The following is a 13,385-nucleotide window of genomic DNA, read 5'->3' on the forward strand; positions in this document are numbered from 1 at the left end:
AGCGTCACCTAAAATTAATTATCTACTGTTTTGAAAGTAGAATTTATGGTTCTTATTAGGTTTAATTTCCATTTTTTATACTTGCTTAAGTTGCTTTTCCCTAGATATACCCTGAGTGATCTTATGAAATTCTTTAAAATAAATTACATCTTTTTAGATTAATTTTTTTTTGCTAAATTGAACCCAGTATTGTTTAATGTTTATATACGCTGCTTTTTAGATTAATTGTGGCACCAATACTAAAAGTTCCACGATACTTATTGATTATTATATAAACATAATTTTTCCCCAGTTTTTGATATATCCCCCGAAATCTCTCGACATGCTTAAGAAGCAAAAATAAAGGTAAAATCAAGTATTCTAAAAGAAAATGGAAACATTTTCTTACGACAAGGATTATTAAATTATGAATGAGCGAGAGCAAAAAAAAATTTCTAGAAGAAAAAGGTTGTGGTTCACTCCATTAACAGGTTGTTTGGGGGTTTTTATATCAATTTTTTTACGTATTAAAGCGGTATTTTTTGGTGCACCAAAAATAATTAGCAAAGCTACTCCTTTTGAGTATGCCATTGAACAGGCGTTTAAAAACGAAACAGTGATTGAAAATTTAGGACAGTCTATCGAAAAATATGGAACTCCATCAGGAAATACTTCGATTACAAGTGATGGAGGAAATGTTGATATTTCTATTCCGATAAGAGGAGATAAAGGGGAAGGTACGCTAATTGTTAAAGGAATTAGGGTGAATGGAGAATGGGTTTATAAAGATTTATATGTTGTTGTTACAAGAACCCAAGAAGAAATTAATTTATTGGAAAAAGAAAGAGCTTTAGAGACTGTTTAGAATCTTTGTAATAGTTGTATATATTCTCTCAAGTTGGTCTTCTGTAATTACATAAGGCGGTTGAATATAAATGGTATTTCCTAACGGGCGTAAGAAAACACCTTCGTTCATAAACGATTGTAAAAGTTGATCTCGTAAGGTACCGTAACGACCTGCATTGGTGTTTAAATCAATAGCCAAAATAACGCCTTTATATCTTACCGAACTTACTTTTGAATGCTTTTCGATTTTCTTAGAAAATTCTTTGTGAGAACTTGAAATGTACTCGATATTATCTTGAATTTCTTGTGTTTTTAATAACTCAATGCTTGCCAATGCAGCACTGCAGGCTATTGGGTTCGCAGCATAGGTATGACAATGAAAGAAACCTTTGGCAATGTCATTGTCTAAAAAAGCAGCATAAATTTCTTCCGTACACGAAGTAATGGACATAGGAACCAGTCCAGCTGTTAACGCTTTACTTAAACATATAATATCTGGTTTGGTAGCGACTTCGTCAGAAGCAAAATAGTTGCCAGTTTTTCCAAAACCAGTCATCACTTCATCAGCAATAGTTAAAATGTTATTTTTCTTACAAATCGCTAAAATAGTATTCAAATCTGCTGCTTTGTGTATTTTCATCCCGGCAGCTCCTTGAATTAATGGTTCATAAATGAATCCTACGACGTTATTTTCTGAAATTATCTGATGTAATTGCTCAGCAATAATCTCGTTATTCTCTCCGTTTGGAACAGGAATACGTTGAATATCCATTAAAAAATCTTCGAACGGACCGTTATATACCGATAATCCAGAAACGGACATCGCTCCAAAGGTATCTCCGTGAAAACCATTTTCAAAAGCAATAAACGTAGTACGCTTTTCACCTTTGTTAAAATAGTATTGCAATGCCATTTTAATACCTGCTTCTACCGCAGTAGAACCGTTATCGTTAAAGAAAATTCTGTTTTGATTCTTCGGAAGAATTTTTATCAATTCTTCCGATAATCTCACTGCAGGCTCGTGCGTAAAATCGCTAAACATTATTTGATCTAATGTTTGCATTTGTTGGTAAACACGACTGGTAATAAAATCATTACAGTGCCCAAACATACAGGTGTACCAAGACGAAATAGCATCAATATATTCGTTACCATCTTCATCGGTGAGTATGCAACCTTTTGCTTTTACAATTCCTAAACTGTCGGGATGTGTTTGGTGTTGTTTTAGCGGATGCCACAAATGTTTTTTATCGCGTTCTTGTAAGCTCATCTATTTTGTTCTTTTGAAAAAGAGCTGTCAAATGTACAACAGAAATACATAAAACCACCCCGAAATAGGCAATAAACAATAGCCACATAATCGAGGTAGCAAACAATTCAGAAAAAAATGTCGGGAAAAGCAAAAAGGCTTCTGAAGTGAGTAAGAAAACGATATAAACAACCCAGATACTTTGACGAATTTTTGTACCCAATTCCATCCAAATAAAAGGAAGGTACATCCCTAAGAAAAGAAAATGCAACCAAGCAATGAGCATAAATCTGTTCGTTATAACTAAGTTCGAAAAGTAAGGAATGCTGCCAAAACAGTTTAGGATTCCGATAAACAAGAGAGTTCCAAAAAACAATTGATATTGTAATTTTTGATTTGAAAATGATTTTTTAAGTTTTAGGAAAAACAAGAACAGCGCTATGGAACCAATACTTCCTACAATTTGAATAGCCAAATGATTGAAACTGTATTGTAATGAATGCGCATACAAAAGTGTAATAGCACCCACAAGTAAGCTCATTTGTTTTTTTGTTAACCGAATGGTTGTTTTTTGAAAGAGTATGGCAAGCATCCAAAGAAAAAAGGAACCGAAATACTGAAAGTGTAAGTAGAAGAAAATAGCTTGTTCGTACCAAGGAGAAGCTTGCATTTTAAGAGCCATCAACGGACCTAGCGCATACGGACCAATAGAAGATATAAAGTGAAAGATACTACCTGTTTTAATTAAGATTAGGTCTGATTTTTTACCTACTAATCGTTTCCACAACCTTATAACAAGACAATAACTTATCCATAAGTGTAGGGTAGAAAATGTAATCGTAACCAAGGCATATCCTTGTATGATAAATCCGACTAACAAAACAGCTACACAAACTTGCAATGCAAGATATAATCGATAAGAAGTTGTATCGATTCCGTTCGTAAATCTGGTAAAAAGCAGTACAATCAAAGCATTGAACACAAAACCCAATAACATAATGTGAGAATGGGAGTGCAATACAAACTTAAAAGGAAAGTTAGCAATACTTCCTGTAAAAGCATAACGCAAAACGAGCCCTATGATACCTCCTAAAAAACCAAAAAGCAACGGGAAAGACCAAAGATGTTTTGCGGTAATAGCTTTCATTTATAAGTTGGGTTTAAATAATTCAGCGTATTCTTTAATGACATTTTTATCGAAATAAGGCTCTTCTTCAATACGTCCAATTACAGGAGCACCTGTCATTTTTTTGATACTATCTTCGGTGGTTTTATGTTCGTTTCCAGAAAAAATTAGCGAAACATCAAATCCTTTTTCTTTTAGTAGGTTAACGGTTAATAAGGTGTGATTAATACTTCCTAAATAATGACGAGAAACTACGATAACCTTATAATTAGGTTTTATAAGGTCTAATAAAGTGTTTTTAGTATTCAGCGGAACTAATAAGCCGCCAGCACCTTCAATAACCAAATGATTTTCAGTGGTTGGCTCTTTTATATTGTCGATTTCAATAGTAATTCCGTCAATTTCAGCGGCAGCATGCGGACTCATAGGGGTTTGTAGCGCGTATGCATTTGGGTGAAATACAGTTTTTGAATTAGAAATTAGTTTTTTTACTTTATGAGTATCAGAATAATCTAAGTCTCCTGATTGGATAGGTTTCCAATAATCAGCTTGCAAGGCCTCAGTTACAATGGCTGAAGCGACGGTTTTACCCACCTCTGTTGAGATTCCTGTGATAAAATACTTATTCATTTAAAAATTGTTTTACAATCGTTGCAAATTAATTTCTTGCTTTCAAAAAAAGGAAAAAGCATAAAAAAGATGTTTTTACGCTGTAAATCGGCAACTAATATGTTGGTTGAATTACATTTAGGACAATGAATAGCACTCCCATTTTCATCTTTTACGTATGCTCTTATTTCGTTATAGATAGCAACCGCTTTTTCTAAATCATTATTATGTACTAGCAACTTTACTCCACCAATGGCTTGACTAATCAAGGGGTCAGAATCAATTGTTTTTTCGTCCATCAACATGGTTCTGATATTTTCAGAATCTAACTTAGCCTTTATCACTTGTGCTTCAGTAGAATATTCGAATACCGCTAAAATGGTGTACGTATCTTGCATTATATTTTTTGAACAAAAGTAGCAAGGTTCTCTAAAACATGGGTAATTTCTTTTTTAGAATTGTAGGTATGTAAGCAAAAACGCAAGCGTTCTTCACCTTTAGGGATAGTAGGTGATAAAATGGGCTTCACATCAAAGCCACGCTGCTGCAATTGCAAAGCCATATTTTTTACATGCTCATTTCCTGAAATAATACAGCAATGAATGGCAGAAGTACTCTTGATAAAGTTTAATTGCAATCGATTAGACTCTGCAATAAAATGTTGAATGTTTTGTCGAAGCTGTTTTTTAGAATTGCTAATGGCTAATTCATCGTATGCACTTTTTATAGTAGCTATCGCATGAGGAGGCAACCCTGTAGTGTAAATAAAACTGCGAGAAAAATTAATGAGATACTGTTGTAGTTGTTTGCTTCCTAATACAGCAGCGCCATGGCATCCTAAGGCTTTTCCGAAGGTAATAATTCGAGCAAAAACAGCCTCTTCAAGCTGTAGTTCTTGAATCAACCCGTAGTTAAAAACACCTAAGGCATGTGCTTCATCGACAATGAAATGTACATTCGCATATTTCTTAATTACTTTAGTCATTTCTACTAAGTCAGGAGAGTCTCCATCCATAGAAAAAACAGCTTCGGTAACTACATACACTTCTGAACTATCAAATTCAACAAACCGAAGTATTTTTTCTTCTAAGTCTTTTATGTTATTATGTTGAAACTTAAAAGATTTTGCATTCGATAATTGAATTCCGTCTCGTATGGATGCATGAATGAGCTCATCATACAAAATAACATCACCCCGTTGAGGTATCGAAGCAAAAAAGCCAATATTTGCATCGTAACCAGAATTAAAAATTAAAGCCGTTTCTGCATGGTGAACCTTGGCTATCTGTTTTTCAACGGTTGTATATAGTTTGTGATTTCCAGAAAGTAAGCGAGAGCCTGTAGCGCCGTTCACTTTTATATTATTGTCAACTAGAAGCTGCTGTGTGTTGTTAAAAATAACGTCAGATTTCGCAAACCCTAAATAATCATTTGAAGAAAAATCAACAAGGGAATTTTCTTCACCAAGTTCCCTCAAAGAGTATTGTGCTACTCTTTGTAAAATTTTTTGTTGTAGTTTTTTAGGAAATTGCATGGTATAAAAATAAAAAAAGACTCACGTATTGGTAAGTCTTTTTTGCTCCCCCTCTTGGGCTCGAACCAAGGACCCTCTGATTAACAGTCAGATGCTCTAACCAACTGAGCTAAGGAGGAATGTTCATTTAGAACAATATATATGTATTGTAGAAATTATCGGCTTCTACGTTGCCTTTTGCTCCCCCTCTTGGGCTCGAACCAAGGACCCTCTGATTAACAGTCAGATGCTCTAACCAACTGAGCTAAGGAGGAATTTAAAACATACTTGTCTTAAAATGCGAGTGCAAATTTAAGGTGTTTTTTTATATCTGCAAATTATTTTTACAAAAAGTAGGTAGAAAATTTTTCATTTCTGAATTTTAACAAATTATTTTTCAAAAAAGGGGCGTTTAATTAGAATTTAACAAAAACAAAATACACTTTAAGAAGTTTAAAATTAGACTAAAAAGGAACGGTATTTTTCGTAAAAGTTGTACTTTTGTCACCATTATTCTTATAGATAGAAAAGTATAACAAAATATATGGACAAGTTTTCGTTCTTAAACGCAGCACATGCAGGTTTTATAGGTGATTTGTATGAACAATATCAAAAAAATCCTGATGCGATAGAACCAAGTTGGAGAAGTTTTTTTCAAGGGTACGATTTGGCTAATGAGAAGTATTCTTTAACAGATGAAGAAGTTTCGGTTGAGGTTCCAGAAGAAGTACGTAAAGAGTTTTTAGTAATCGATTTAATTAACGGTTATCGTACTCGTGGTCACCTGTTTACAAAAACAAATCCAGTACGAGAAAGAAGAACCTATACTCCTACGTTAGATATTGAAAACTTTGGGTTAGATCAATCTGATTTATCTACAGTTTTTAGTGCAGGAGAAATTTTAGGTATAGGACCTAAAAGTTTAGCAGAAATTATAGAATATCTAAAAACAGTTTTCTGTGAAAGTATCGGAGTAGAGTACATGTACGTGCGCAACCCCGATGAATTAAAATGGTGGAACGAGCGTTTAAATAAAAACGCAAACCATCCTAATTATGATGTAGAAGCTAAAAAATACATTCTTACAAAACTAAATCAAGCATCGACTTTCGAAAGCTTTTTACAAACGAAATACGTGGGGCAAAAGCGATTCTCAGTAGAAGGAGGAGAAACCTTAATCTCTGGATTGAGTGTCGCACTAAAAGATGCTGCAGAGTTATATGATGTAGAAGAATGTGTATTAGGAATGGCACACCGCGGACGCCTAAATACGCTAGTAAATATTTTTAAAAAGCCTGTTAGAGATCTCTTTAGCGAATTTGAAGGAAAAGATTTTGAAGACCAAGATATCGATGGTGATGTAAAATACCACTTAGGTTTAACGCTAAGTAAAGAGTATCAAGGTGGACAAAAAATGAAAATGAATTTAGTTCCGAATCCATCACACTTAGAAACTGTTGATGCAGTAGCTGAGGGAATTGTTCGAGCTAAAATAGATAAGGATTATGAAGGAAACGAAAATAAAATATTGCCAATTTTAGTACACGGTGATGCTGCAATTGCAGGTCAGGGTATTGTGTACGAAGTGGTGCAAATGGCACAATTAAATGGCTATAAAACAGGGGGTACCATTCATGTAGTAGTAAACAATCAAGTAGGGTTTACCACCAACTATTTAGACGGACGTTCGAGTACCTATTGTACCGATGTTGGTAAGGTAACTTTGTCGCCAGTGCTACACGTGAATGCCGACCATGCAGAAGCCGTATGTCATGCCATGGAAATGGCAGTTGAATATCGTATGAAATTCAATAAAGATATTTTTATTGATTTATTAGGATATCGTAAATACGGGCACAACGAAGGGGATGAGCCTCGTTTTACCCAACCAAAACTGTACAAAGCAATTTCTAAGCATAAAAATGCTAGAGAGATTTACGCAAACAAACTCATCGCAGAAGGAAGCATTAGTGCAGACTATTTACAAGAAATCACAGAAGAATTTAAGGCACATTTAGAAGTCGAGTTTGCCGAGTCTAAAAAGAAGGAAACGTCTAAAATTCAAGAATTCATGCCAGATGTATGGGAAGGTTTTGTGCGCAAGCAGCTACAAGATATGCTGCAGCCTGTCGATACAACTTATCCGGTAGAAGACTTGAAAGGTATTGCCAGCGTAATTTCAAAAACGCCAGAAGGGCATAAGTTTGTGCGTAAAGCAGAACGTATCTTAAAAGGTCGTGAAAAAATGGTTTTTGAAGACAATTTACTCGATTGGGGTACGGCAGAGAATCTTGCGTATGGTACGTTGTTAGAAGAAGGATATGATGTGCGTATCTCGGGAGAAGATGTAGAAAGAGGAACGTTCTCTCACCGTCATGCCATTATGCGTGATGAAGAAACGTTAGAACGGGTTAACTTGTTAAACACGAATTCGAAGAATAAAGGAGAGATGACCATTTACAACTCTCATTTATCGGAATATGGAGTGTTAGGTTTTGATTATGGATATGCCATGGCAGCACCCAATACCTTAACTATTTGGGAAGCTCAGTTTGGTGATTTTGCCAACGGAGCCCAAATTATGTTCGACCAATATATTTCTTCGGCAGAAGATAAATGGAAGTTGCAAAATGGCTTGGTAGTATTGTTACCTCATGGTTATGAAGGACAAGGGCCTGAACATTCATCGGGTAGAATAGAGCGATTTTTACAATCGTCATCTACCGATAACTGGACCATCGCTAACTGTTCTACACCAGCTAATATGTATCACATATTACGCCGTCAGATGAAGCGTGATTTTAGAAAGCCATTAATTGTTTTCACTCCCAAAAGTTTATTGCGTTTGCCAAAGGCGGTAAGCACTATTGAAGAGTTGGCTAACGGAACCTTCCAAGAAGTAATTAACGATACTATTGATGCATCAAAAGTAAAGAAAATGGTGTTCTGTACGGGTAAATTTTATTACGACTTGTTAGCAGAACGCGAAAAGTTAGGCAGAGAAGATGTAGCTTTGGTTCGTATAGAGCAATTGTTCCCATTACACAATGATAAAATTAAAGAGGCAATGAATCAGTATCCAAATGTAGAACGTTATGTTTGGGCACAAGAAGAGCCTAGAAATATGGGAGCTTGGAGTTATATGTTACAACGTTTTGAATTGGCTAGGTTAGAATGTGCTTCGGAAGAGTATCGTTCGGCACCCGCAGCGGGTTCAAGTGCACGTTTTAAAAGACGTCATCAAGCTATTATTGATAAGGTTTTTGATTAAAAATAAATGCGTTAGGGATTGTAGCAAGCTACCATGTAGCGCGAAAAGCCCGACCCGATAGGGAAACGCCCAACAAAAAGAAATAAAATAATTCAGATATATAAAATTTAGAACTGATGGTTTTAGAAATGAAAGTTCCTTCTCCGGGGGAATCAATTACAGAAGTAGAAATCGCAACTTGGTTAGTTGAAGATGGTGATTATGTTGAGAAAGATCAGCCAATTGCCGAAGTAGATTCTGACAAAGCAACGTTAGAATTACCTGCGGAAGAAAGTGGAATAATCACGTTAAAAGCTGAAGAGGGTGATGCCGTGGCAGTAGGAGCAGTCGTTTGCCACATTGATATGAGTGCGGCAAAACCAGAAGGAGCAGGGGAAGCTAAAACCGAAGCTCCTAAAGCTGAAGAGAAAAAAGAAGCAGCGCCACAAGCAGCACCTGCAAAGGAAACCTATGCTACAGGTACCGCATCTCCAGCAGCCAAAAAAGTGTTGGCTGAAAAAGGGATGAGTGCCTCTGAGGTTAAAGGAACGGGTAAAGATGGTCGTGTAACGAAAGAAGATGCGGTAAAAGCAGTGCCTTCAATGGGAACTCCAGGAATGGGCTCTCGTGGTACAGAACGTAAAAAATTATCAATGTTACGTCGTAAAGTAGCGGAGCGTTTGGTATCTGTAAAGAACGAAACAGCGATGTTAACTACGTTTAACGAAGTAAACATGCAGCCAATTTTCGATTTGCGTAGCGAGTATAAAGAGGATTTTAAAGCAAAACACGGAGTTAGTTTAGGGTTTATGTCTTTCTTTACGAAAGCAGTCGTACGTGCGTTGCAAATGTATCCGGCGGTAAATTCAATGATAGATGGTAAAGAAATGGTGTCGTTTGATTTCCAAGATATTTCTATTGCTGTGTCTGGACCTAAAGGATTAATGGTGCCTGTAATTAGAAATGCTGAGAACTTAACGTTTAGAGGCGTTGAAAGTGAAGTAAAGCGCTTAGCGTTACGTGCTCGTGAAGGACAAATTACAGTAGATGAAATGACAGGTGGTACGTTTACCATTACTAACGGTGGGGTATTCGGTTCTATGCTATCTACTCCAATTATCAACCCTCCTCAAAGTGCCATTTTAGGAATGCACAATATTGTAAATCGCCCTATGGCTGTAAATGGAGAAGTGGTGATTCAACCTATTATGTATGTAGCTTTATCGTACGACCACAGAATTATTGATGGTAAAGAGTCTGTTGGATTCTTAGTAGCGGTAAAAGAAGCCTTAGAAAATCCGGTAGAATTATTAATGGATAACAATCCTACCAAAGCTTTAGAAATGTAGTCGAAAATTTTGACATATAAGTATATGAATCCCGCACTTTTGTGTGGGATTTTTTGTTTGAATTTAATCTCTTGATGCTTGTATCTATGGGATGTTTATTTTTAAAAATTTAAAAATCATAAGTGACTGTTTTAATTATTTACAGTTCTATTTTTATCTATGGCCTAGTTTACTAAACGATCCTCAATAATATTATATCTTAGATCAACATCAAGAGAATCTCCTTTAGTAACTTTTTCCATAAGAATCATAACTCCATCTTTATTAAGTTCTAACACCTCTATTTGGAATGATGGTAATAAATCACTTTTACTTTTAAGGATTCCTTTTATGATTAAATCTTTTGAATCATCAAACTCCCAATTGTGCTCATTCCTTTCTAAACATAAAATTTCAATAGCATTATCTTTTCTTATCTTCATACGAACTGTTAATGTATCTGAAACTTCATATAAGTTGTAGTACTTTTTTGCTCTCTCTTTATTCTTTTTATCGCAATCTAAATTATCTTTTTTATAATTCTCGAATATTTCTATTTGATTATTAATATTTAAAGGTTTGTTATTTAGTTTTCGATGTAAAGATGTAAAAACTATATATGAAATAACATCATAACTATTAATCCCTTTACCTTTAAAATACTCTATTAATTGTGAATCCGTATTATTTATTAAGTATTCATTTCTAAAATGTATACCATAAGTCATATATAAATTGGAGACAGCTTTCTTTTCCTTCTTATTTGCAAAATCATTAAGCTTTTCTTTTCCTAAATCGTATTTAATTTTTTCAAAACTATTATCCAATACTTTTTCAGATTGACAATTTATAAAAATAAAAACAGTACATACATATACATATTTTCTCATATTTTAAATTTGTTAATTATTTACCTTCTTGTATTAAACTGTTGTCATTTATTTTAGTAATGGTTAATTGTCTTTCTTCAGAAGATAATTTTGTATTATTTGCAGAATTATTTGTTACAGAATGGTTATTATTAAGAAACACGCATGTTTTCTTTGTCATCTGGATACGAACTCAATAATAACGGGTTTTAAGAAGCTTCTAATATTTCGATGAATGTGAGCATGCCTCTAAATAGAAGCTTGTTTTTTGTTTAATTAACTGATTATCAATGTAAATTTTTTGTCTTTTTATAAAAAGCATCTTTTTACTATACTACCCTTTATATTTATTATTTTAAAATTAATTTCTAATTGCTTACTCATAACCGCCACTAGAAAGGATTCTAGCGGGAGCCCTTAGTTTAGCATTGTTATTTATATAGAAGTTTTTACTACACTACCCAAAGCTTTAACTCTTTATTTCAACAAAGTCATTATTACCTCCAAAATAGCTACTTCCTTCAGATTTTAAAATTCTCTTATAGACATTAGTAATATGAAAGTTGTTCAATCCTGCTCTCATCTTTGGGTGATATAAAAGTTTTATAACATCTTTATCAATTTGAGAAAGATTTTGATTTAATCTACCCTCAATAACTTGATTTTCATAAAAAATACTGTTTGGATATATTTCAGAACCTGCAGGTATACCAATGCTTTGAGATAACTCTTCCAATATTGTAGAAAGTTGAATATTAATAGGCTGATTTACATCGATAAATATAATTGATTTAGTTATAAAATAATCATTTAAATCAAACTCTATATCTACTAACCCTGTAAATTCCTTATCTACACCTTCAAAAAAATCTGGATTTTCTTTTTCTACTTTATCTCTTTGCCCTAAGTAAATTATTGAATTACATTTAGATTTATCTTTTGTAATATTTATTTCAAACCCACTTTTAGCAGTTAATAAATTAATTTCTTTTATAACTTCATTGATTCTTTTCACTTGCTTTTCATACTCATTATCTCTTGATATATAAAGAAGCATTTTTTTATTCCATTTAATAATACTTCTGGGACTTTCTCCAAACTCTGAATTTAAAGTCACTTCCTTGAAATAATTAAGTAAATCCTTTTCATAATCAGAAAGAAAAACTTTCTCAGAAGGATTTATTATTTTATAGATAAAAACACTTAAACAAATAATTGAAACAAATAAAATCAAATATGAGGATTTAATCATTTTATTATCTTTTTGTACCATCTCGAACTACCATTTGTTATTTTTATAAATAATTCATCAATCTCAAACTTACAACCGAACTTATTAAGGTATGGAGTCTTAATTTGTTTGCTAATCTTTAGCATTCTTGATAATACAGTATCTTTTGAAATTTTTAAGACTCTCGAAATCCCTCGAATACTACAACTTTTCTTAAGTAAACTTTTGATATAATTATCCGTTTTGGGCTTGTAAGCCTGATATTTATAATCTAATTGAAAATATTTTCTACAATCTTTGCAATAAAACCGTTGTAAGTTATTCCGGATTCCTTTTTTGATGTAATTCAACGAATTACACTTTTTGCATTTCATAGCACTTGGTTTTTTTCAGGTGCCAATTTAGGACATTAAGCAATACAAAACCTAGATTTTACAAGCCCTAACAAATTTTTATGATGTCAATGAACATAATATACTGCTCTTTTTGAGCAGTATATTTTATTTAACTTGTTGATTTTTAAAGCTTAAATTTATGTAAAAATAGTAAGTGCCAGTTTAGGACACTACCCAATAAACATGCCATAAAAAAAAGCAATCTAACTTAGATTGCTTTTTTTATTTTATTTCTTGAAGTGCTATTCTACACTAAATGTAATCGGCAAAGTATATCCTACTCTTACAGGTCTTCCTCTTTGTCTACCTGGTTTCATATTAGGTATTTTTTTAGCCACTCTTTCAGCTTCTTGCTTTAATTTCGGGTGGGGTGCTCTAGCTGCTACACTAGTAATAGAACCATCTTTATCTATTTTAAACTGCACATAAATTCTTTTCTTCCCTGGAGTTAATCCTAACTCATTGGCTAGTTCAGCATTAAAATTACGTTGAACGTGTTTTTGTAAATTTTTATTCAAACAAGCTTTCTTTTGTTCTTTTGTACCAGTACATCCAGGAAATACAGGAACTTCTTCGATAATAGCAAAAGGTACGTCTTCTACTACTTCCTCTACTTCTTCTACTTCTTCGATGTCTTCTACGATGATTTCTTCTGACTCGTCGGTTTCAGTAGATTCAATAATTGTTTCTTCAACTTCTTTTTCATCTTCTACAACTTCAATCTTTTCAGGAGCTGGTGGCGGAGGCGTATTTGGCTTTGGTTTTGGTGGTTCAATTTGAAGCTCGATCGTTTCTTCTTCAATTTCTGAAGCCATATCAACGATTCCTAAATCTCCATACTCTTTATCGTATGTTTTATTTTCAATAGCAACATACGTTACAAATAAAGCTAAAACCAAACCTATTTGCATAAAAAGTTTGCTGTAATTCTCTAAGTTTGATTTTGGATTTTTCTTAATTTCCATCCTAAATGTTTTTAATAGTTCGCTA

General features: G+C 33.7%; 11 protein-coding genes, 2 tRNA genes and 1 pseudogene. 3 read left to right on the top strand and 11 right to left on the bottom strand.

The features are described 5' to 3' along the window. The first annotated feature begins 406 nt into the window (after positions 1 to 406). On the top strand, positions 407 to 844 hold the full coding sequence (locus tag P8625_RS09860; RefSeq protein ID WP_279650293.1) for a cytochrome c oxidase assembly factor Coa1 family protein: 438 nt from the start codon (positions 407 to 409) through the stop codon (positions 842 to 844). On the opposite strand, the gene bioA is transcribed toward P8625_RS09860, so the two are convergent. The 7 genes from bioA to P8625_RS09895 form a co-directional block, all read right to left on the bottom strand. Next, entirely contained in the window at positions 830 to 2,095 is a 1,266-nt protein-coding gene (gene bioA, locus P8625_RS09865; protein WP_279650294.1) for an adenosylmethionine--8-amino-7-oxononanoate transaminase, read from the bottom strand. The two genes, P8625_RS09860 and bioA, sit on opposite strands and share 15 nt — an antisense overlap. Continuing rightward, positions 2,073 to 3,221: a hypothetical protein gene (locus tag P8625_RS09870; RefSeq protein WP_279650295.1), complete on the bottom strand. Its 1,149-nt coding sequence runs from the start codon at positions 3,219 to 3,221 to the stop codon at positions 2,073 to 2,075. Before P8625_RS09870 ends, bioA begins: the two co-directional genes overlap by 23 nt. Beyond that, the gene (gene bioD / locus P8625_RS09875) at positions 3,222 to 3,830 is read right to left on the bottom strand and encodes a dethiobiotin synthase (protein ID WP_279650296.1); all 609 of its coding nucleotides are present in this window, start codon (positions 3,828 to 3,830) and stop codon (positions 3,222 to 3,224) included. Then, positions 3,827 to 4,207 carry a putative signal transducing protein gene (locus P8625_RS09880; protein WP_279650297.1) on the bottom strand — a complete coding sequence of 127 codons (381 nt, stop codon included), beginning with the start codon at positions 4,205 to 4,207 and terminating at the stop codon, positions 3,827 to 3,829. The genes bioD and P8625_RS09880 overlap by 4 nt, the downstream gene beginning before the upstream one ends. Next, positions 4,207 to 5,343, bottom strand: coding sequence for an aminotransferase class I/II-fold pyridoxal phosphate-dependent enzyme (locus P8625_RS09885; RefSeq protein ID WP_279650298.1), 1,137 nt, complete (start codon positions 5,341 to 5,343; stop codon positions 4,207 to 4,209). Before P8625_RS09885 ends, P8625_RS09880 begins: the two co-directional genes overlap by 1 nt. 45 nt (positions 5,344 to 5,388) lie before the next feature. Beyond that, positions 5,389 to 5,462: transfer RNA gene (locus P8625_RS09890), tRNA-Asn, on the bottom strand. A gap of 61 nt (positions 5,463 to 5,523) precedes the next feature. After that, positions 5,524 to 5,597, bottom strand: a tRNA-Asn gene (locus P8625_RS09895). Between the two features lie 269 nt (positions 5,598 to 5,866). On the opposite strand from P8625_RS09895, the gene P8625_RS09900 reads away from it, so the two are divergent. Together P8625_RS09900 and odhB are read left to right on the top strand one after the other, a co-directional pair. Then, on the top strand, positions 5,867 to 8,593 hold the full coding sequence (locus P8625_RS09900; protein ID WP_279650299.1) for a 2-oxoglutarate dehydrogenase E1 component: 2,727 nt from the start codon (positions 5,867 to 5,869) through the stop codon (positions 8,591 to 8,593). A 116-nt stretch (positions 8,594 to 8,709) separates the two neighbouring features. Beyond that, positions 8,710 to 9,921 carry a 2-oxoglutarate dehydrogenase complex dihydrolipoyllysine-residue succinyltransferase gene (gene odhB, locus P8625_RS09905; protein ID WP_279650300.1) on the top strand — a complete coding sequence of 404 codons (1,212 nt, stop codon included), beginning with the start codon at positions 8,710 to 8,712 and terminating at the stop codon, positions 9,919 to 9,921. A 164-nt stretch (positions 9,922 to 10,085) separates the two neighbouring features. Here the strand turns inward: odhB and P8625_RS09910 are convergent, their stop codons facing one another. The 4 genes and pseudogenes from P8625_RS09910 to P8625_RS09920 form a co-directional block, all read right to left on the bottom strand. Continuing rightward, entirely contained in the window at positions 10,086 to 10,790 is a 705-nt protein-coding gene (locus tag P8625_RS09910; RefSeq protein ID WP_279650301.1) for a DUF6794 domain-containing protein, read from the bottom strand. Between the two features lie 448 nt (positions 10,791 to 11,238). Further along, entirely contained in the window at positions 11,239 to 12,042 is an 804-nt protein-coding gene (locus tag P8625_RS09915; RefSeq protein WP_279650302.1) for a DUF2927 domain-containing protein, read from the bottom strand. 2 nt (positions 12,043 to 12,044) lie between these two features. Further along, a pseudogene (locus tag P8625_RS16455) lies at positions 12,045 to 12,374 on the bottom strand (transposase); the annotation flags it as partial. A 263-nt stretch (positions 12,375 to 12,637) separates the two neighbouring features. After that, positions 12,638 to 13,360: an energy transducer TonB gene (locus P8625_RS09920; protein ID WP_279650303.1), complete on the bottom strand. Its 723-nt coding sequence runs from the start codon at positions 13,358 to 13,360 to the stop codon at positions 12,638 to 12,640. Positions 13,361 to 13,385: the final 25 nt, after the last annotated feature.

The sequence above is a fragment of the Tenacibaculum tangerinum genome (assembly GCF_029853675.1).
Classification (GTDB): domain Bacteria; phylum Bacteroidota; class Bacteroidia; order Flavobacteriales; family Flavobacteriaceae; genus Polaribacter; species Polaribacter tangerinum_A.